The organism is Streptomyces monashensis (assembly GCF_001866665.1).
In the GTDB taxonomy this organism is placed as follows: domain Bacteria; phylum Actinomycetota; class Actinomycetes; order Streptomycetales; family Streptomycetaceae; genus Streptomyces; species Streptomyces monashensis.
The window spans coordinates 1-19,703 of sequence record NZ_MLYO01000089.1 but is presented as its reverse complement, the minus strand read 5'-3'; the positions used below and the strand labels follow the sequence as shown (position 1 = coordinate 19,703).

Sequence of the window (19,703 nt, the reverse complement as noted above, 5' to 3'; positions counted from 1 at the left end):
CCGCAGATCCGGTGAAACAATCCCTCCATGGCGGAAATCATCCAGAAGGACGGCACCTGGGCCTTCGACGGGGACGCCCTGCGGCTCACTCCGGGCCGGGACAAGAACGTGAGCCTGCTCCGCCGTGAGCTGGGCGAACTCGTCGTACCGATCGGGGCGTTGGCCGGTGTCTCCTTCGAGCAGGGGCGCAGGTCGGGGCGGCTCAGGCTGCGGCTGCGCGACGGCGCCGACCCGTTGACGCAGGCGACCGGCGGACGGCTCGCCGAGGCGGACGACCCGTATCAGCTGGCGGTGCAGACCGACCGGTACGGCGTCGCCGAGTACGTCGCCGACGAGGTGCGCGGCGCGCTGCTGCTGGAGCAGGTCTCACCGGAGCCGGCCGACGGGTACCTGCTGCCGGGCCCGGCGCTGCCGGTGTCCGCCTCCGCCGGGGACGGCACGGCGAGCTTCGACGGGGATCAGGTGCGGCTGGAGTGGAACTGGAAGACGGAGGACGCCAAGGCCGCCGCCGGGCCTCGGGTGCTCCCCCTCGCGGAGATCACCGGCGTGGAGTGGCAGCCGGCGGCCGGGCTGGAGAACGGGCATCTGCGGTTCCTGGTGCGCGGCGCGCCGATCACGGCTCCGCCCAAGTACGACCCGAACGCGGTCGAGTTGTGGGGCTTCAAGAAGGACCCGCTGATGGCGCTGGTGGCCGCCGCCGTGCAGGCCCGGCTGCCGCATCCCGCGGCCCCCGCCCCGGCCGCCGTACCGCCGCAGCGGCCGGCGCCCGCCGAGGAGCCGGCCGGGGGCGAGGACCACGACGCGCTGCTGCGCCGGCTGCGCGAGCTCGGCGAGCTGCGCCGGGACGGGGTGCTGACGGACGAGGAGTTCGCCCTGGCCAAGCAGGCGGTCCTCAGGCGCATGTGACGTAGACCATGTGACACAGACGACTCCACGTCGCCTGCTGCCCGAAATCGGGCACGTTTCTTGCGAAACCGCGCCTCGTACCCCAGGATCTACCGGGTGCACGACGAACTTGTTGATCATCTGACGCGCTCCACGACCCTGAACCGGGGCGAGGCGCTGCGGGTGGTCCAGGACGTGCTCGCCTACTTCGACGAGTCGACGGAGGACTACGTCCGTCGCCGCCACCGCGAGCTGCAGGCGCAGGGCCTGGTGAACGCGGAGATCTTCGAACGGGTCGCGGCGGACCTCAGGTATCGAGCGGTGGCACCGCCCGAGCTGACGCTCAGGCAGTTGCGCCGCATCGTCTACGGCTAGGAATACCCATACATGTGCGGAATTGTCGGATACATCGGAAAGCGTGACGTCGCCCCGCTGCTGCTCGAAGGGCTGCAGCGGCTGGAGTACCGCGGCTACGACTCCGCGGGCATCGTCGTCAGCTCCCCGAAGACGCCCGGTCTGAAGATGGTCAAGGCCAAGGGCCGGGTGCGCGACCTGGAGGCCAAGGTCCCGGCGCGCTTCAAGGGCACCACCGGCATCGCCCACACCCGCTGGGCCACCCACGGCGCCCCCTCCGACGTCAACGCCCACCCGCACATGTCGGCCGACAACAAGGTCGCCGTCGTGCACAACGGCATCATCGACAACGCCGCCGACCTGCGCCGCAAGCTGGAGGCGGACGGCGTCGAGTTCCTCTCCGAGACCGACACCGAGGTCCTCACCCACCTCATCGCCCGCTCCACCGCCGACAAGCTGGAGGACAAGGTCCGCCAGGCGGTCCGGGTGATCGAGGGCACGTACGGCATCGCGGTCGTGCACGCCGACTTCCCCGACCGCATCGTGGTGGCCCGCAACGGCTCCCCGGTCGTCCTCGGCATCGGCGAGAAGGAGATGTTCGTCGCCTCCGACATCGCCGCGCTGGTCATGCACACCCGCCAGATAGTGACCCTCGACGACGGCGAGATGGCCACCCTGAAGGCCGACGACTTCCGCACCTACACCACCGAGGGCACCCGGACCACGGCCGAGCCGACCACGGTGGAGTGGGAGGCAGAGTCGTACGACATGGGCGGCCACGACACCTACATGCACAAGGAGATCTTCGAGCAGGCCGACGCCGTGGACCGCGTGCTGCGCGGCCGCATCGACGACCGCTTCTCCACCGTGCACCTCGGCGGCCTCAACCTGGACGCCCGCGAGGCCCGGCAGATCCGCCGCGTGAAGATCCTCGGCTGCGGCACCTCGTACCACGCGGGCATGATCGGCGCCCAGATGATCGAGGAGCTGGCCCGCATCCCCGCCGACGCCGAGCCCGCCTCCGAGTTCCGCTACCGCAACGCGGTCGTGGACCCCGACACGCTGTACGTCGCGGTCTCCCAGTCCGGTGAGACGTACGACGTCCTCGCCGCCGTCCAGGAGCTGAAGCGCAAGGGTGCCAGGGTCTTCGGCGTCGTCAACGTCGTCGGCTCGGCGATCGCGCGCGAGGCCGACGCCGGGATCTACGTCCACGCCGGCCCCGAGGTCTGCGTGGTCTCGACGAAGTGCTTCACGAACATGACCGTGGCCTTCGCCCTGCTCGCCCTGCACCTCGGCCGCACCCGTGACCTGTCGGTCCGCGACGGCAAGCGGATCATCGAGGGCCTGCGCAGGCTGCCCGACCAGATCACCGAGATCCTCAAGCAGGAGGAGAAGATCAAGGAGCTGGCCGAGCTGTACGCCGACGCCCGCTCGATGCTCTTCATCGGCCGCGTCCGGGGCTACCCCGTGGCTCGCGAGGCCTCCCTGAAGCTCAAGGAGGTCTCCTACATCCACGCCGAGGCCTACCCCGCCTCCGAGCTGAAGCACGGCCCGCTGGCCCTGATCGAGCCGGCCCTGCCGACGGTCGCGATCGTCCCCGACGACGACCTGCTGGAGAAGAACCGCGCCGCGCTGGAGGAGATCAAGGCCCGCAGCGGCAAGATCCTCGCGGTGGCCCACCAGCACCAGGAGAAGGCGGACCAGACGATCGTCGTCCCGAAGAACGAGGACGAGCTGGACCCGATCCTGATGGGCATCCCCCTCCAGCTCCTCGCCTACCACACCGCGCAGGCCCTGGGCCGGGACATCGACAAGCCGAGGAACCTGGCGAAGTCGGTGACGGTGGAGTAGTTCCCGACGACAGAACGGACCCCCACGTGTGCCACCAAACACGTGGGGGTCCCTTCCGTGCTGCTCGAATCAGCCGGCGGCCGTCACCCCCCGGCCCGCAGCACGCCCCGGAAGGACCGTCGGCCAGTGCGCGAGCCGCGCAGTCGCCGCGTACCAGGCCACCGCGCCGGACACCGCCGCGACCCAACCCCCGGCCTTGGTCAGAGAGGAACTGTCGGCGAAGGCCGCGACGGCCAGCACCAGCATCGCCAGGAACAGCAGCCCGTGCATGACCTGTCCGAGGCTGTCCCCGCCCGCGAGGGTCAGGGTGAGCGCCACGAGGGCGAACAGAAGCAGGAAGAGCCCGGCCGCGTCGGCCGAGGAGTGACCTGCGACGGCCCAGGTGAACCACAGGGCGCCGAGAGCCACGGAACCCGTACCGGAGGCGCTGTCGCCGCCCCGGAAGGCCACCAGGCCGACGAGGAACAGAGCGACTCCGCCCACGTAGTGGGCCACTGACACGGCGTCGGACGCGGCCACGCCGTGCATCACGCCAGTCGTACCGAGGCCGAACGCCAACAGGGTGATTCCCAGGGCGAGTCGGCCTACTACCGTAGTGCTTCCGCTTCCCGCAGAGACTTCGCTGTCCACGGCGGGCTCCCTTCGTGCTGTGCTGATGCGGGGTGACCGGTATATGCCCTTCACAAGGGCACAAACCACCTCTACGCGCGAGTAGTTTCGCGCTGCACAAAAGGAAGCCGGACCAGGGGAGTTGGAGCGTGCGGAGTGGTCAGGGAATGACGATCACGGGCCGTCGCGCCCGCTTGGCGAGCCGCCCGGCGACCGAGCCGAAGATGCGGCCGACGATGCCGTGCGTGGAGCCGACGACGATCGCGTCCGCCTCGTACTCCCGCCCGACCTCTTCGAGTTCGTGGCAGATGTCCCCGCCCCGCTCGACCAGGATCCACGGCACCTCGGCCAGATAGTCCGCACAGGCCAGTTCGAGCCCGAGGACCTCGGTGCGGTGGTCCGGCACGTCGACGAAGACGGGCGGCTCGCAGCCGGCCCACACGGTCGTCGGCAGCCGGTTGGCGACGTGCACGATGATCAGGCCGGCGTGGGAGCGGTGGGCCATGCCGATCGCGTAGGCGAGGGCACGCTCGCTGGAGGTGGAGCCGTCGAAACCGACGACGACTCCGTGCCGGAAGGCTGGGTCGCAGGAGGGGCGTGGCTCTTCCGCCGCCAGGGGCTCGGACGCCGCGGGATCGGCGACGGGCCGCTTGCGGTCCGCTGGTTCGAAGAATTCGTGACCGGCCATGGCTGTCTCGGCGTCTTGATCCTTTACGGGCGGGGACGACAGTTGCGCGTCGGAGCAGGCACGGAGCTGTGTCCGGGAAACATCTTCCCAACCCCATACCCCCAAGGGTACGGCGGCACGCCTCCCGAGCCCAGATCCCGCACACGCTCCGTAAACGGTCCCCCGACGTCAGGGAGTGGGTTCACCGGAGCATGCACGAGCCGCGCCCGTAACGCAATGGTTGCTGCCCCGTACAGGCGGTTTGCACACGGTTAACTGACGCGCGACCGGTGATCGGCCGGTGACCGAGTGGTCGAACGGACGTTGAACCGGGCGAGCCGCCACCCGGGACGTACCCCCAAGGAGTACACCCGGGGAGCACGAAGGGGAGTACGAGATGCCCGGACCGCGATCCGCCGCACAGCCACGTCCGGCGCCGCCGGACGGCGCGAGCGAGGTGATCCGCTGGGCCGCCTTCAGCTGCGTCCTCGTCCCCGTCGTCCTGGTCTGGTACGGCACCTCGCTGGCCGGCGCCGCGGGGGCCGCGCTGGGGCTGGCCACCGTCACGGCCGCGTGCCGGGTGCTGCTGCGGCGATCGGAACGGTGCGCCGCGCGGAGCGCCGGGCGCGGCGCCGCACGCACCGGCGCGCGGAACGCCGCCCGGCGCTCCGCGCGGTCCGCCGAGCCGTACGCGGACCGTTCCGGGCCGCAAAGCGGCAGACGTCACACCCGGGGACGGACACCGGTCAACTGACCTGTTTCCGTACCCCCGAAGGTCTCTTTTCAGCCAACTTCTCGATGTCGACCCAGGGGGGCCGCGACCACCCCCCAACCCCCGTTTGACCTGCACGGAAAGGGTCCATGGGCGGCGGCGCACCCTACGCGGTTCGGCCACCGCGACAAGGCGCACTTCCCTACACCCCCCGCGAGTGCAACGCTTCGTGATCGAATGCTTCACGCCAAGTTGTCATGTCGACAATGTCCGGCGTGTCGAACCGGCCACCGTGAGACCGCGGTAGCCAGTAGATTCGATCTTGACTGTCTTTACGGCGGGGGACTCGTGCAGGACCGAGGGGAAACGTGCAGGAGCGACACAACCGAGGAGCCGCGACCACCGAGGGGGGCTTAGCAGTATGAGCCACGACTCCACTGCCGCGCCGGAAGCCGCGGCCCGGAAACTCTCCGGGCGCCGCCGCAAGGAGATCGTCGCGGTGCTGCTGTTCAGCGGCGGCCCCATCTTCGAGAGTTCCATTCCGCTGTCGGTGTTCGGGATCGACCGCCAGGACGCCGGCGTGCCGCGCTACCGGCTGCTGGTCTGCGCCGGCGAGGAAGGTCCGCTGCGGACCACAGGGGGCCTGGAACTCACCGCACCGCATGGCCTGGAGGCGATCTCACGCGCCGGGACGGTCGTCGTACCGGCCTGGCGTTCGATCACCTCGCCGCCACCGGAGGAGGCGCTGGACGCCCTGCGCCGGGCACACGAGGAGGGCGCCCGCATCGTCGGGCTGTGCACCGGCGCCTTCGTCCTCGCGGCGGCCGGCCTGCTGGACGGCCGCCCCGCGACGACGCACTGGATGTACGCGCCGACGCTGGCCAAGCGCTATCCGTCGGTGCACGTCGATCCGCGAGAGCTCTTCGTGGACGACGGCGACGTGCTCACGTCGGCGGGGACGGCGGCCGGAATCGATCTCTGTCTCCACATCGTGCGGACCGACCACGGCAACGAGGCGGCCGGCGCGCTGGCCCGCCGCCTGGTCGTCCCACCGCGCCGGACAGGAGGCCAGGAGCGCTACCTGGACCGCTCTTTACCAGAGGAGATCGGCGCCGACCCGCTGGCCGAGGTCGTCGCCTGGGCGCTGGAACACCTCCACGAGCAGTTCGACGTGGAGACGCTGGCGGCACGCGCCTATATGAGCCGCCGTACGTTCGACCGCCGGTTCCGCTCGCTGACCGGGAGCGCGCCGCTGCAGTGGCTGATCACGCAGCGGGTGCTCCAGGCGCAGCGGCTGCTGGAGACGTCGGACTACAGCGTGGACGAGGTGGCGGGCCGCTGCGGCTTCCGCTCCCCCGTTGCGCTGCGCGGGCACTTCCGCCGCCAGCTCGGCTCGTCCCCCGCCGCCTACCGGGCCGCCTATCGCGCCCGTCGACCGCAGGGCGACCGGCCGGGTGAGCCCGAACCCGCGCTGCCCCAGCCGGGCAGCCCGGCCGGCCTGCCCGGACCGGGCCCGGTGACCGGCCCGGTCCCCGCCCTCCTGCACCCGGAGAGCGGCGTCCCGATGCAGAGCCGCCGGCAGGCGGCGGGCGCGGTCGGTCTGCTGCCGGGGCCCCGGCACGGCAGCTGAGCACAACCGGAGGGGGCGGGCCACACCCGCCCCCTCCGTCTCTTGTGCCCCGGCGGCCCCCGGCGCCCCGCGGGACCGCACCGGCACGGGGGGACCGAAAAACACCGGCCCGCTTTAGGGTGGTCGCATGAACGATCGCATGGTGTGGATCGACTGCGAGATGACCGGCCTCTCGCTGTCCGACGACGCTCTCATCGAGGTGGCCGCCCTCGTCACCGACTCCGAGCTGAACGTACTCGGCGAGGGAGTGGACATCGTCATCCGCCCGCCGGAGCGGGCGCTGGAGACGATGCCGGAGGTGGTGCGTCAGATGCACACCGCGTCCGGGCTGCTCGACGAGCTCCCGAACGGCACGACGCTGAAGGACGCCGAGGAGCAGGTCCTCGCGTATGTGCGGGAGCACGTGAAGGAGCCCGGCAGGGCCCCGCTGTGCGGCAACTCCGTCGGCACCGACCGCGGCTTCCTGCTGCGCGACATGCCGACCCTGGAGGACTACCTGCACTACCGGATCGTGGACGTCTCCTCCATCAAGGAGCTGGCCCGCCGCTGGTACCCGAGGGCGTACTTCAACAGCCCGGAGAAGAACGGCAACCACCGGGCCCTCGCCGACATCCGCGAGTCGATCGCCGAGCTGCGCTACTACCGCGAGGCGGTCTTCGTCCCGCAGCCCGGTCCGGACTCCGACACGGCGAAGTCGATCGCCGCCAAGTACGTCCTGCCCGCGCAGTAGCCCCGGGAACGGTGCTCGCGAAAACATGTGCGCGAGCACCTCTTCGGACCCTGTAGACTTCTTCTCGGCCGGTCGGGGAAACGACAAGTTCCACCACCGGTCATGGTGGGTGTAGCTCAGCTGGTAGAGCACCTGGTTGTGGTCCAGGATGCCGCGGGTTCGAGTCCCGTCACTCACCCTTGCATGAAAGGCCCCTGGCCTGCGGAAACGCAGGCCAGGGGCCTTTTGGTCTCCCGGCTCGGCCAAACGGCGGCCAAACGCGGCCGGATGCCTGCATACCGACGACGGCGCCGTGAAGGCGGTCCTCCCTCGCCGACCCGGTGCCTCCCACTCTGCCGGAGGGCACGGTGGCGTGCCCGGAAGTCGCCGCCGTCAAGGGGCCGGACAAGCGGCGAAGGCGTCTCGGGGTGCCCGCGCGGTACGGCCCACGATCAGGACAGGAGCAGCACGCGGTCCCAGACGGGCTCGTGCTGTTCGCCGCCCGGCCCGCCCGGGCCCGGCAGCACCGAGAGCAGTGCGGCGGCCACGCCCGCCGCACCCTCCAGGATCCCGGGGTTGTCCTCGACCGGTGGTCGGCCGTGCTGCGGGCCGGTGGCGCCGCGGGGCCCGGCCAGGTGCCGGTAGCCGTAGTCGGCCTGTTCGTCCCAGGCCGCGGCGAGCCGGTCGGCCAGCCGGTCGCAGTGTTCGAGCAGCGCCTGGTCGGCGGCCTGCTGCCCGAGCCTCCACAGGCTCTGCAGGAAGCCCGCCTCGCCGTGGCAGACGGTGGGGCCCTTCAAACCGTCCAGGCTGCCCGGACGGGCCAGCACCGCGTGGGCACTCGCCAGCGCGAGCCGGCTCCAGGTCTCCTCGCCCGTCACCCGGGCCGCACGCAGCAGGCCGCCTGCGATACCGACCGTGCCATAGCACCAGGCGGCCCCCGCGGCGCCGGCGTGGGGCGAGGAGGGCGGGGGGCGCTCGCCGCGGGCCCGGGCCAACTCGTCGTCCAGCGGGAGCCGCCGCTCCCAGTACGGCCCGTAGGCGTCCCGGTCGGCCCGCTCTGCCAGCCAGCCGCCGATCCGTCGCAGGGCGGCCGACTGCCCGTCGACCGCCACGCCCAGCTCGGCACTGCGGGCGAGCAGCGCCAGCGGACCGGCGATGCCGTGCGCCGTCCCGAGGTTGAGGTCACCACGTGGGAAGCGGGCCCGGTCCGCCTCGGTCACCTGGCGGTGGCCGGGCACCCACCAGCCGGGCACCTCACGGCCGTCCACCCGCACCGGCCGGCTGACCGAGACGAGGTGGGCGAGGGTGGCGCGCAGCGCGGGCTCCGCCGCGGCCCGCTCCTCGGCGTCGCCGTCGGTGACCGCGCCGAGCAGCACCCGGCCGACGCCGGCGGTGCCGGTGACGGCGTCGTAGCTGGACCAGGACACCCCCGGCCCGGCGGACTCGGCCGCGAGGCGGGCCAGTTGCTCCGCCGCGACGTGTGCGGTCAGGGTGCGGCGCAGGCCCGGATAGTGACCGCCGACCCGGGCAGCCGCCTGAACGGCCGTCAGCACCGCGGCCGGGCCGTGATGCACGCCGAACGAGGCCGTCCCGGTCAGGGCCTTGGCCGCCGCCGCCAGCCGGCCGTGCGCGGCGGGCAGCCGGCCCGGATCGCGGCGGGCCAGCTCGGCGAGGAGCAGGGCGACGCCGGAACCGCCCTCCAGTGCGACCGCGGGGCCGGTCGGGCGCGACTCGTCGGTGAGGGCGGCGGCCACCCGGTCGACGACCGCCGCGATCCGCGCGGCGCTGCCGGGCCCTGTTGTTGTGGTCACCGCTGGTGCTTCCTTCGGTCGGCGTTCCCGGTCACGCAGGCGCGGGCGAGGGCGTGTACGCGCAGCTCGGCCTCCCGGTCGGGCCCGAGCAGCCGGTTGCAGGACATGTGGAGCAGACTCGCCAGCACCCCGGGCAGCGGCGACCAGTCGGCGCCGCGGGCGGCGAGCGCGTCCAACTGCTCACGGTAGGCGCGCAGATGACCGGCCTGGTCGGCCAGGGCCTGCGCCAGCCGGTCGCCCAGCGGATGCCCGGCCAGAGCGGGCCAGCCGCCGACCGGGTCGATCAGCCGCAGCCACTGCGCCCGGTGGGTCCGGAAGCCGGCGGGCGGCTGCTCGCCGGCGGCGCTGCCTGCCAGCCAGGCTGCGCCCGGCTCCTGATAGCGGGCCGGGGCGTCCACCGCGGGCGGCGGGCCGAAGGCCTGCGCGATGGCGGCGAGCGACAGCGCGGCCAGCGTCTCCTTGTCCCACGGCACGTCACCGCTCCCGCCGTCGGCCTGCCGGGCGATCCACAGCAAGGTGAGCGCGGTACGGCTGTCCGCGGCGAAGAAGCGCTCGGCGGCCGCCTGGGCCTCGGGACCGCCGTAGCGCTCCCACTCGGGGTCGTAGCCGTCCAGCACGAACCGCCCGACGAGTCCCTGGGCCGTCCACTGCCGGACCGCGGTGCGCAGCGGCGGCAGCAGTTCCCGCCACAGGCCGTCGGCGGGCCCGTGGAACCGCAGCCGGAGGTGGTCGTCCGGGTCCCGGTACCGGATGAAGAACCATCGGTCGATCAACTCGCGGGCCGATTCCGGAAGTTCGGCCAGGAACGGGGCGAGTCGCTCGGTCAGGAAGGAGTCCGCCTGCCGGCCCGCGAGGTAGAGCTTGGCGTACAGCCACTCGCCGCCGGGCTCGGCCAGCCTGGGCTCGGCCGGGCGCACCGCCGGGACCCGGGGTGCGGCGGGGGCGAGCGCCGCGGCCGTCGGCTCCCGGACGAAGGCCAGCGCCAGTTCGCAGTGGTGCGCCCGGTCCTCGGTGTCCCGCAGCCAGCCGTCGGCCCGCTCCTCCCCGCCGGGCGGCTCGACGGCGAGCAGATGGGGGTCCTTGGAGAGCGCGTCGCGCAGCAGTTCGCGGTGCCAGGGCTCGGACAGGTCGACCGGCAGCCGCAGGTCGGCGCGGGTCAGCACCAGCTGCTGCGGCGCCCGCCAGCGCTCCTGCCAGTGCCGCACCGCCTCGGCCCAGCCGGCCGGATCGAGGCCGGTGCGCTCGCGCAGCTCGTCCAGGCGCCAGGTGGCGGGGGCGAGCACCACCCGGCCGTAGCGCACCCGGGGCAGGAACGGCGCGCTGGTGGCCGGTCCCCAGTCCCAGGGCGCATACGAGCGGTGAGCGTCCCGACCGACCTCGATCAGGAAGCGGGCGGCGTTCGGCGCCTGGCCGCGCAGGTCCATCGCGTGGTGGGCGTGCGGCAGCAGCCGGCGGCCGGTCGGCAGGTGCACCAGATAGAGGTGCTCGAAGGTGGCGGCCACTCCGATCTCGTCCAGCCGTACGGCGGTTGCCGCGGGGTCCGGCGGCAGCCCGATGGTCACCTCGTGCTCCGCGGTGCGCGGGCTGTTGGCGACGTTCAGCGCCCGGGTGAGCCGCGGCTGGTAGGCGACAGCGAGGTGGATCGCGTCCGGCTGCTCGGGGAAGGCGAAGGCGGCCAGCTCCTCGTTGACCGAGCCGGCCAGTCCGGCGAACCGGCCGTAGGTGGCGCCCGCCTCCAGCGCACCCGGTCCGCCACCGCCGACCAGCAGGAAGTCGCCCTCGGCCAGCGCCTGTTCGTCGGCGGCGACCAGGGTGCAGAACAGCTCGCAGGAGCGCGGCAGCAGCTCGCGGTCCGGCTCCCCGGGGGCCAGGCGTGCCACCAGGTCGTCGTCCAGCACCACCTCCCGGGCGCCGTCGCGCACCGCCTCGGCGGCCAGTCGGCCCAGCAGCAGCTCCAGCTCGCGGGCCGGCCGCGGTGCCGGGTCCTCGCTGCGGGACGAGGCCGGCCAGGTGTAGCCGGCCGGCGCGCCGAGGCCGACCGTGTCGTCCAGCACCTCCAGCACCGGGACGACCCGACCGAGTCCGTAGCGCTCCAGGAAGTCCCGGTGGTAGCCGCGCAGCGGCGCCGGGCCGGGCACGGACAGCCGCCACAGCACGCCGAGCCCGCGGGCCGCCTCCTCGGCGACCGTGTGCGGCAGCCGCACCTCGGCATCCAGCGCCAGATCGACGTGGACCAGCCGGTCGGCGTCGGCCAGCTGACGCATCCTCTCCTCCAGCGCGGCCAGCACCGCGCCGCGCTCGCCCGGGGTGGTGGCGGCGTCGTAGCGGTCGCGGTCGGCGGCTATCGCGCGCAGGGGCTCCAGCAGCGGCAGCGGTCGGCCGGCGGACCGCTGCGCGGCGGTCAGTACGTCGATCACACGGCTGAGCGGGTCACCGCCGTCCAGTACCGGCCGCAGCCCCGTGATCAGGAACTCCTGGCGGACCAGCGTGGCCAGCACAGCGGCGGCCGCGCCGGGTGGTGCGGTGGGGTAGCGCCGCTCCAGCTCAGCGGCGGCCTCCTTGCCGGTCGTGCCGGCAGCGGCCAGTTCCAGCGCGGCGGCGACCACCGGCGTGAGCCGGACCGAGACCTCGCTGCGGGTGCTGTCGCCCGCCGTGGCGCCGGGGTTGGAGGGTGCGGCCGTCACCAGCCGGCCGCCGCGCGGGATGGTCCCGGCATGGACGTGCAGGCTCAGGTGCGGGAGCAGGTCGCGGTCCTGCTCAAGCTGCTGGACCACGCGCAGCAGCCAGTCGAGATCGACCCGGGTGCGACTGCGGGCCGGGCCGGACCAGGACACCTTCGCCGCCGGGCCGTCGGCCGCGCGGGCGAAGCGGACCGGGGCGACGCCGGCGAAGCGCCCGAACGGGGTGCAACGGGAGCGCAGCCGGATCTCGTAGCGCAGCACGGAGACCACGGCGCGGCGCAGTTGGGCGTCGGTGCGACCGGCGAGCCCGGTGGGGTCGGTGCTCGCGGCCACGAGGCTCGCCAGGCTGGGGCTGGCGACCCGTAGGGCGTCCATGAAGACGCCGTCACCGGCCGCACCGCTCAGCAGCTGCTCGCAGGCCGCGCGGTCGGTGGGGAAGCCGACGGCCCAGGCGGCGCGGTGCTCGTGGCTGCGGCTCGGGGCTCGCAGCAGGGCGACCGGGGCGGTGCGGAAGAGCGGCTGGGGGGCGGGCGGCAACGGCATCGGTGGCAGTCCCTCGGTGGCGATCCCTGGGGTGGTCGGCGCGTCGGGCGCGGTGACGGCGGGACGCGCGGGCGGGCCGGGGGCCGACAGCCTTGGGGCGCCGGCCCGTGGGCCCTCAGCTGCCGGCTCCGTCGGGCGTACGCGGTGGACGGAGCCGGCCTGCGGCCTTGCTCAGCAGCCGCACTGAGTGGGGAAGGTGGACCAACAGGTGAAGCTGCAGCCGATGGAGGTGAACCCGGCCTCGACGGAGTTGGCCTCGTCCAGCTTGATGCGGACGTCCAGGTCGAAGAGGTCGTCGAGCTGGGTGTCGTCGAGGACCGGAAGGGTGGCAGTGCTCATGTCGATCTCCTCAGGATGGTTGCTGGAGCGGTGAGCCGTGCGACGTCGGTCTCACGGCAGTGCGGGGAGCGGTGCGGGCGCCGGTCGGCAACCGCGCTCAGCAGCACCAGGTGGGGTAGCAGGAGGAGCAGGTGATGGAGGTGAACGCGGCCTCGGCCGAGTGGGTGTCGTCCAGCTCGATGCGGACGTCCAGGTCGAAGAGGTCGTCGAGCTGGGTGTCGTCGAGGACCGGAAGGGTGGCAGTGCTCATGTCGATCTCCTCAGGGTGGTTGTGGGAGCGGTGAGCCGTGCGAGGGGAGGCTAGTCACAGCGGCCTAAGCGGCGCTTGAGCCGACTGGCCGCGCGCGGAAGCCGCAGGAGCCGGTGACCCATCAGGACGTCTGGTACGTCCGCCGCTCTCCCCCGTCGTCGACGCCCTCACCCTCAGCGGTCATGACGGCGGGCGGCACCGCCCCCATGGAGGCGGCCCTGGGCCGGCTCGCCGCGATGCGCGCACACATGCGGCGCGTCCACCTCGGCGAGGAACGGGACCCGTCGATCGCACACGGCGTCGGCATGACCGGGTCCGGGCTGGAGGCCCTGTACCGGCTGCCGGCGCCCGGCCACGCCGTGTGCCCGTACGTCGTCCACCGCTCGCAGGGCTGACCGCTGCCGGCGCGGCGGTGAGGGTCGTAGGCGCGTCTCAGCCCAGCCTGTCCAGGTCCGACAGCTGCTGGTCCAGCGCCCGTTCGACCGGGGTGAGCGGGATGTCCGGGCGCACCCGTTCCAGAGGGTGCGCCCCGGGCGGTGCGAGTGGGTCGGAGGGCATCCATGTCCACAGCCGGCCGTAGGCGACCAGGGAACGGTACGCCTCGTGCACGAGACGGGCGAGATGCCGCGCGAGGGGTCGGTTCACCGGGGTTCCCTTCGGCAGGTGCGCATACCCGGTGACGCTCTCGCGCCGCGCTGTACTCCCACTAGAGGAGCCATGTCGGTCCTGACGGCGGCAAGGCGGTGAAAGCGTGAAAAGTTCACCCCCCACAGGTGACGGCAGCACTGTCTGCGCCCCCTTCACGCCCGCAGAATTCTGGCCACAGCGCAGGGAAGTTCGCCAGTTCGACGAACACCTGCCGGACCACTCGAACCAGCCGTCAGACACCGTCGGAACATCATCAGAGGGAAGGGTTTCCCCCATGGTCAACGCAGTACCGTCCGGTGCCCGCAGCTTCGACACCCCGGCCGCGCAGGCCCCCGGCAGGCATCTCGTGATCGAGGATCTGGACTCCGCGGGGCAGTGCGAATCGGTCATGTTCACCATCTGCATCATCCAGCCGCCGGTCACCGACGGCCGAGGGCAGTTCGCGGGATGAACCGTACCGGGGGGCACGAGGCCGGGACGCTGCTCCCGGACGACAGCGCACTGGTGGGCTTCAAGCGCCATCTGAGCCCGGTCGTGGTTCCCGGTGAAGCCACCTATCTGGTCTCCCGCCGAGGCGTCACCGCGCTGCGCGGCCCGCACGCGGAGGTGCTCGCACCGCTGCTCGACGGCACGCGCACGGTGCGTGAGGTGCTGCGGGAGGCCTCCTCGGCCCTCCCCGCCGGAGGCGCGGCCGAGTCCCTCGACACGCTCACGCGGTCCGGGCTGGTCGGCCTCCGCCCGGCGGGCCCGGCCGCCGGGGCTGCCAGGTGTCCCGATCCGGTGGCCGAGGCCTACTGGGACCTCGCGGGTCTCGACAGCGGCCGGGCGGCGGCCGAACTGGCCGGCGCCGGGCTGTGTCTCGAGGCGCTGCCCGGCATCGACCTGGAACCGGTGCGGTCCGCCTGCCGGGAGTCGGGGGTCGCCGTCGCGGCCCCCGGCTCCGCCCACGCTCTGGCCCTGGTCCTGTGCGACGACTACCTCTCCGCCGAGCTGGCCGAGGTGAGCGCCCGGCACCGGGCCACGGGCATCCCCTGGCTGCTCGCCAAGGTGTGCGGCACCGACCCGTGGATCGGCCCCTTCTTCCGGCCCGGCCAGGGACCGTGCTGGTCCTGCCTGGCCGACCGGCTGCGCGGACACCGGAGCGCCGAGGGGCGGGTGCAGCGCGCCCTGGGGCTGCCGGGTCCGCCCGCGCGCCCCGCCGCCTCGCTGGCCGCGGGCCGGACCATCGCGCTGCACATCGCGGTCCTGGAGGCCGTGAAGTGGCTGGCCGGGATGCGGTATCCGACGCAGGGCCAGGTGCACACCCTGGACACCATGCTGCTGCGCGCCGCCTCCCATACGGTCCGCCGGCGGCCGCAGTGCCCGGTGTGCGGCGACCCGGAGGCGGTCGCCCGTACGGTGCGCGCCCCGTTCGTGCCGGTGTCCCGGCCGAAGAGCGCGCTGCGCGGCAACGGCCACCGTGCCCTGACACCGCGGGAGATGCTGGAGCGGCACGGCCATCTGGTCGGGCCGGTGACCGGAATCGTCAAGGAGATCCGTCGGGCGCCGCGCAGTCCCGGTTTCGTCGACGCCTATCTGTCCGGGCACAACCTCGCCTTCACCCCGCACAGCCTGGACGGCCTGCGCGCCGGCCTGCGGGCGCTCAGCGGTGGCAAGGGCCTGGACGCGACAGAGGCTCAGGTCAGTGCGCTGGGCGAGGCGGTGGAGCGGTACAGCGCCACCCGGCAGGGCGACGAGCCCGTGGTCCGGGACTCCCTGCGCGCGCTGGGCGCGGACGCCGTCCATCCCAACGCCTGCCAGCTCTACCACGAGCGGCAGTTCGCCGAGCGGGAGAAGTGGAACGCGAGCGGCTCCCATTTCCAGTACGTGCCACGGCGATTCGACGAGTCGGCGCCCACCGAGTGGACACCGGTGTGGTCGCTCACCGGACACCGGCACCGGCTGCTGCCGACCTCCCTGCTGTACTTCTCCGGCGGCCTCCCCGCCACGGACGGACTGCACGCCGACTCCAACGGCAACGCGGCCGGCAGCAGCCGGGAGGACGCGCTGGTGCAGGGCTTCCTGGAGCTGGTGGAACGGGACGCGGTCGCGCTGTGGTGGTACAACCGCACCCGTCAACCGGCCGTGGACCTCGACGCGTTCGCCGGGCCCGAGGTCGACCGGATCCGCGAGGGCCTGACCGGCCTCGGCCGCGAGGTGTGGGTGCTCGACCTCACCTCGGAATTCGGCATTCCGGTCCTGGCCGCGCTCTCGCGCAGGACCGGCGCTCCCACCGAGGACATCGTGTTCGGCTTCGGCGCCCACTTCGATCCGCGGGTGGCGCTGCGCCGGGCGCTGACCGAGCTGGGGCAGCTGCTGCCCGCGGTGCTTCCCCGACGCCCGGACGGCACCGGCTACGGCATCGACGATCCCGAGGCCTGCGCCTGGTGGCGTACCGCGACGACCGCCGGCCGTCCCTATCTGGCCCCCGATCCGCACACCGCCGCGCGTACGCCCGCGGCATGGCCGTACGTCCCGCGCGCCGATCTGCTGGACGACGTCGCCGCGATCGGGGACCTGGTGCGCTCACGCGGTCTGGAACTGCTCGTCCTGGACCAGACCCGCCCGGACGTGGAGATTCCCGTGGTCAAGGTGATCGTCCCCGGGATGCGGCACTTCTGGGCACGGCTGGCACCCGGGAGGCTGTACGACACTCCTGTCGCGCTGGGCCGGCTGGAGCGGCCGACCCTGTACGGCGACCTGAACCCCGTCGCCTTGTTCGTGTAGGTCTTCTGTTCGCCCACGTCTTCAATTTCTGGCACAAATCGTCCACGGCCTTCACGCCTTTCCCATATACGATCCGCAACGAGCTCCGTCTCACGGGAAAAGGGGAGTCCGTGAAGACCAGACCCCATCGCGGGCCGCGGGAGGGTGTCGTCCGGCCGTCGGAGTCCGGGCCGGGCGCGCCGACGCCTGCCGGGCCGGCGTTGCCCGGTCCTCGGCTGGCCCGGGTGATCCTGCGGGTGGCGCTGTTCAGCTACCTGTTCATCACCATGCTGAACATCGTCAGCAGCAGCCTCGGCCCCGTCGCCGACGCCTGGGCCGTCGCCGCGCTCGTCGCCGTGTTCCTGCTGCAGCTGCGGCATTCCTCGGCGGGCGCGGCCCGGCGTCCGCGCCGCGAGATCGCGCTGACGCTGGGCACGCAGTCCCTGCTCACCTATCTGCCGCTGCTCGTCTATCACGCGCAGTGGGGCGCCCTCGGCGGTTTCCTCGCCGGCTCGCTGCTGCTCCTGCTGCCGTCCCGGCTCGCCTGGTCGCTGTACACCGCCGTGGGCCTGAGCATGCTGGTGCCGCCGCTGCTGAACCACCAGGGCATCGTCGACTCCGTCTACCTGTGCCAGTCCACGCTGCTGACCGGGCTGGTCGTCTACGGTCTGTCGCGGCTGTCGGAGGTGATCCGGGAACTGGTCGACGCACATGGCGAGCTGGCCCGGCTCGCGGTGGTCCGTGAGCGGCTGCGGTTCGCCCGCGACCTGCACGACCTGCTCGGCTTCAGCCTCTCCGCGATCACTCTCAAGAGCGAACTGCTGCACCGCCTGATCCCCGCCCAGCCCGAGCGCGCCCTGCAGGAGGTCGACGACATCCTGGCCATCTCCCGCCAGTCGCTCGCCGACGTGCGCCGTGTCGCCAGCGGCTTTCGCGACATGTCCCTGGACCAGGAGGTCGGTTCGGCCACGTCGGTGCTGCGGGCCGCGGACGTGGTGGTCGAGGTCGAGACGGCCGCCGTACCGCTCGAGCGGCAGGTGGAGAACGCGCTGGCGGCCGTGTTGCGGGAGGCCGTGACCAACGTGCTCCGGCACAGCAAGGCCACCCGCTGCTCGATACGCGTGGCGGCCGAGCAGGACTCGGTCGTCCTCGCCGTGGTCAACAACGGCGCGAGCACCGAGCGCCGCGCCCCCTCCCCGCACGGGGGCAGCGGCCTGGCGAACCTGGCTCTGCGGCTGCGCGAGATCGGCGGCTCGCTCGACAGCGGCACGCTGCCCGACGGCTCCTTCCGGGTACGGGCCTCGGCGCCGACGAGCGACCCGGCGGCCGCGCCCCCCGCAGCGCCCTGACCGGCGGCTCAACCCCTGCATCCGGAAGGGGAGTTACCAGATTTTCCCAACGCCGCCGGGACTCACTCACCGCTCGGTCGGCTTGATACAGTCACGGCACGTGGGGACGGGGACGGGGGTTCTGTGATTCGCGTACTGCTGGCCGAGGACATGAACATGGTCCGAGGCGCTCTCGTGGCGCTGCTCAACCTCGAGCACGACATCGAGGTCGTCTGCGAGGTGGACAACGGCGACGACATCGTCCCGCAGGCCCTCGCGCACAAGCCGCAGGTCGCCGTCATCGACATCGACCTGCCCGGCGTCGACGGACTGACCGCCGCCGTCCAGCTGCACGAGCGGATGCCCGGGTGCAGGATCCTCATCCTCACCAGCATGGGCCGTCCCGGCACCCTGCTACGCGCCATCTCCGCTCAGGTCAACGGCTATCTCCTCAAGGACGCCCCGCCGAGCGAACTCGCCTCCGCGGTACGGCGGGTGGCGGCCGGTCAGCGCGTGGTCGACCCCCAGCTCGCCCTGGCCGCCTGGGGCGGACAGGAGAGCCCGCTGACGGACCGCGAGACCGAGGTGCTGCGGCTGGCGGCCAGGGGCGCGGAGCCCTCGGAGATCGCGGCGCAGCTGCACCTGTCCACGGGGACGGTGCGCAACTACCTCACCAACATCACCACGAAGCTCAACGCGCGCAACCGGGTGGACGCGGTGCTGATCGCGCAGGAGTCCGGCTGGCTGCTGTGAGGCCCCTCGGCGGTCAGCCATGCGCGGCCCGCCGCGGACCGCAGTCCTCCGTCATCCCGGCGGCCACCAGGTAGCTGAGGACCGCCCGGGTGACGTCCGGCGGCAGCGGCAGCGCGGACGTCATGTCCGACGGCGTGACGGGCCAGGCCAGCAGCCCGACCACCCAGACGGCCTCCGGCCGGTGCAGACGCACCTGGTAGGCGGCGCCGACGAGGTCGAGCGTGAACCCGGCCTCGGCCAGGGTGAGCCGCACGCCGCTCATCAAGCGGATCAGGCGCCGCGCCGACACGGCCACGGGGACGAAGGCGCCGGCCTGCCGGACGGAGGCGACGGACAACAGGGGCCCGCGCAGATCATCCCAGCTCAGGGTGCGCACGATCAGATGGGAGAGGCGGTTGAGGACCGTCGGCAGCACCAGCCGGGTGCCGTGCCCCTCGTACCGCGCACCGTCCGGCGGCCGGGCCGTGACGTTGGTGAGCAGCACCGGACCCAGTTCCATGCGCCGCAGCGCCTCGCGCACCAGCGGGTCGGGTCGGTCGATCCGCTCCGGGCCGAAGCGCCGGCTGTGCAGCACCAACTCGTCCGCCCGCGGCCCGGGTTCGACGACGACGTCCTCGCGCAGCGACCACAGGTGCAGCACACGGCCGGCGGTGACCTGCGACATGAGGTCCCCTTCCGCCGCGGTCGATGTCCAGTTCGCACCGCCGATTCTGGCCGAGCGGCCACCGGCCCGACAGCGAAGCCCTCATTCCGTCCATGTGAACTTCTCATGCCCGCCCCGCACTTTGGCAGGTCACAAGGGCCGCTCCCTACGGTGCGACCGGTCGGCGTCATCCGACGGGAATTCCGACGCATGCGACGGAAAGGGGGGCGGCCCGTGGCCGTTCACACAACAGGGACTACGGCGGAGGGACCACGGTACCGGTCCGGGCCGGTCCGCCGTCTGGACCGGGTGATCATCCGGTTCGCGGGGGACTCGGGTGACGGCATGCAGCTCACCGGTGACCGTTTCACCTCGGAGACCGCTTCCTTCGGCAACGACCTCTCCACCCTCCCCAACTTCCCCGCCGAGATCCGCGCCCCCGCCGGCACCCTGCCCGGTGTCTCCAGCTTCCAGCTGCACTTCGCGGACCACGACATCCTCACCCCGGGTGACGCACCCAACGTGCTCGTCGCGATGAACCCGGC

The 19,703-nt window shown here is 72.7% G+C and carries 19 protein-coding genes, 1 tRNA gene and 1 pseudogene; 13 read left to right on the top strand and 8 right to left on the bottom strand.

What is annotated here, in order from left to right; genetic code table 11:
• The first annotated feature begins 27 nt into the window (after window positions 1–27).
• The 3 genes from BIV23_RS40170 (at window position 28) to glmS (ending at window position 3,090) form a co-directional block, all read left to right on the top strand.
• Window positions 28–906, top strand: a complete 879-nt coding sequence (locus BIV23_RS40170; RefSeq protein ID WP_071385943.1) for a DUF4429 domain-containing protein — start codon at window positions 28–30, stop codon at window positions 904–906.
• Window positions 907–1,002: 96 nt separating this feature from the next.
• Complete coding sequence (locus BIV23_RS40165; protein ID WP_071385942.1) at window positions 1,003–1,260, top strand: hypothetical protein; 258 nt, start codon at window positions 1,003–1,005, stop codon at window positions 1,258–1,260.
• A 12-nt stretch (window positions 1,261–1,272) separates the two neighbouring features.
• Entirely contained in the window at window positions 1,273–3,090 is a 1,818-nt protein-coding gene (gene glmS / locus BIV23_RS40160; RefSeq protein WP_071385941.1) for a glutamine--fructose-6-phosphate transaminase (isomerizing), read from the top strand.
• Between the two features lie 69 nt (window positions 3,091–3,159).
• Here the strand turns inward: glmS and BIV23_RS40155 are convergent, their stop codons facing one another.
• On the bottom strand, window positions 3,160–3,720 hold the full coding sequence (locus BIV23_RS40155; RefSeq protein ID WP_071385940.1) for a GPR1/FUN34/YaaH family transporter: 561 nt from the start codon (window positions 3,718–3,720) through the stop codon (window positions 3,160–3,162).
• 139 nt (window positions 3,721–3,859) lie between these two features.
• Window positions 3,860–4,387: a universal stress protein gene (locus tag BIV23_RS40150; RefSeq protein WP_071385939.1), complete on the bottom strand. Its 528-nt coding sequence runs from the start codon at window positions 4,385–4,387 to the stop codon at window positions 3,860–3,862.
• 376 nt (window positions 4,388–4,763) lie between these two features.
• Here BIV23_RS40150 and BIV23_RS40145 point away from each other — a divergent pair, with 376 nt between their 5' ends.
• The 4 genes from BIV23_RS40145 (at window position 4,764) to BIV23_RS40130 (ending at window position 7,616) form a co-directional block, all read left to right on the top strand.
• Window positions 4,764–5,120: a hypothetical protein gene (locus BIV23_RS40145; RefSeq protein ID WP_071385938.1), complete on the top strand. Its 357-nt coding sequence runs from the start codon at window positions 4,764–4,766 to the stop codon at window positions 5,118–5,120.
• A 379-nt stretch (window positions 5,121–5,499) separates the two neighbouring features.
• On the top strand, window positions 5,500–6,708 hold the full coding sequence (locus BIV23_RS40140) for a helix-turn-helix domain-containing protein (protein WP_071385937.1): 1,209 nt from the start codon (window positions 5,500–5,502) through the stop codon (window positions 6,706–6,708).
• Window positions 6,709–6,835: 127 nt separating this feature from the next.
• On the top strand, window positions 6,836–7,438 hold the full coding sequence (orn, locus tag BIV23_RS40135) for an oligoribonuclease (RefSeq protein ID WP_071385936.1): 603 nt from the start codon (window positions 6,836–6,838) through the stop codon (window positions 7,436–7,438).
• A gap of 105 nt (window positions 7,439–7,543) precedes the next feature.
• Window positions 7,544–7,616, top strand: a tRNA-His gene (locus BIV23_RS40130).
• 253 nt (window positions 7,617–7,869) lie between these two features.
• Here BIV23_RS40130 and BIV23_RS40125 read toward each other — a convergent pair.
• The 4 genes from BIV23_RS40125 to BIV23_RS50930 all read right to left on the bottom strand — a co-directional run bounded on the left by BIV23_RS40125 (window position 7,870) and on the right by BIV23_RS50930 (window position 13,041).
• Window positions 7,870–9,228, bottom strand: a complete 1,359-nt coding sequence (locus tag BIV23_RS40125; RefSeq protein WP_071385935.1) for a lanthionine synthetase C family protein — start codon at window positions 9,226–9,228, stop codon at window positions 7,870–7,872.
• Entirely contained in the window at window positions 9,225–12,452 is a 3,228-nt protein-coding gene (locus tag BIV23_RS40120) for a lantibiotic dehydratase (protein WP_071385934.1), read from the bottom strand. Before BIV23_RS40120 ends, BIV23_RS40125 begins: the two co-directional genes overlap by 4 nt.
• A 171-nt stretch (window positions 12,453–12,623) precedes the next feature.
• Window positions 12,624–12,791 (bottom strand): FDLD family class I lanthipeptide, encoded by a 168-nt coding sequence (locus tag BIV23_RS50935; protein ID WP_177240213.1) that lies wholly within the window; start codon window positions 12,789–12,791, stop codon window positions 12,624–12,626.
• 97 nt (window positions 12,792–12,888) lie between these two features.
• Window positions 12,889–13,041, bottom strand: a complete 153-nt coding sequence (locus BIV23_RS50930; protein ID WP_177240212.1) for an FDLD family class I lanthipeptide — start codon at window positions 13,039–13,041, stop codon at window positions 12,889–12,891.
• A gap of 113 nt (window positions 13,042–13,154) precedes the next feature.
• Here BIV23_RS50930 and BIV23_RS40115 point away from each other — a divergent pair, with 113 nt between their 5' ends.
• Window positions 13,155–13,436 (top strand): hypothetical protein, encoded by a 282-nt coding sequence (locus BIV23_RS40115; RefSeq protein WP_342746410.1) that lies wholly within the window; start codon window positions 13,155–13,157, stop codon window positions 13,434–13,436.
• A 37-nt stretch (window positions 13,437–13,473) separates the two neighbouring features.
• Here the strand turns inward: BIV23_RS40115 and BIV23_RS40110 are convergent, their stop codons facing one another.
• Window positions 13,474–13,686: a DUF6059 family protein gene (locus BIV23_RS40110; RefSeq protein ID WP_071385932.1), complete on the bottom strand. Its 213-nt coding sequence runs from the start codon at window positions 13,684–13,686 to the stop codon at window positions 13,474–13,476.
• Window positions 13,687–13,963: 277 nt separating this feature from the next.
• Between BIV23_RS40110 and BIV23_RS50925 the strand changes: the two genes are divergently transcribed.
• From BIV23_RS50925 to BIV23_RS40095, 4 genes are all read left to right on the top strand, one after another.
• Complete coding sequence (locus tag BIV23_RS50925) at window positions 13,964–14,140, top strand: hypothetical protein (RefSeq protein ID WP_177240211.1); 177 nt, start codon at window positions 13,964–13,966, stop codon at window positions 14,138–14,140.
• On the top strand, window positions 14,137–16,455 hold the full coding sequence (locus tag BIV23_RS40105) for a TOMM precursor leader peptide-binding protein (protein ID WP_071385931.1): 2,319 nt from the start codon (window positions 14,137–14,139) through the stop codon (window positions 16,453–16,455). The genes BIV23_RS50925 and BIV23_RS40105 overlap by 4 nt, the downstream gene beginning before the upstream one ends.
• A 110-nt stretch (window positions 16,456–16,565) precedes the next feature.
• Entirely contained in the window at window positions 16,566–17,783 is a 1,218-nt protein-coding gene (locus BIV23_RS40100; protein ID WP_245790879.1) for a sensor histidine kinase, read from the top strand.
• Between the two features lie 123 nt (window positions 17,784–17,906).
• Window positions 17,907–18,515 carry a response regulator transcription factor gene (locus BIV23_RS40095; RefSeq protein WP_071385930.1) on the top strand — a complete coding sequence of 203 codons (609 nt, stop codon included), beginning with the start codon at window positions 17,907–17,909 and terminating at the stop codon, window positions 18,513–18,515.
• A 13-nt stretch (window positions 18,516–18,528) separates the two neighbouring features.
• Here the strand turns inward: BIV23_RS40095 and BIV23_RS40090 are convergent, their stop codons facing one another.
• Window positions 18,529–19,179: a hypothetical protein gene (locus BIV23_RS40090; RefSeq protein ID WP_071385929.1), complete on the bottom strand. Its 651-nt coding sequence runs from the start codon at window positions 19,177–19,179 to the stop codon at window positions 18,529–18,531.
• A 189-nt stretch (window positions 19,180–19,368) separates the two neighbouring features.
• Here BIV23_RS40090 and BIV23_RS40085 point away from each other — a divergent pair.
• Window positions 19,369–19,703 (top strand): annotated as a pseudogene (locus BIV23_RS40085) (2-oxoacid:acceptor oxidoreductase subunit alpha); the annotation flags it as partial.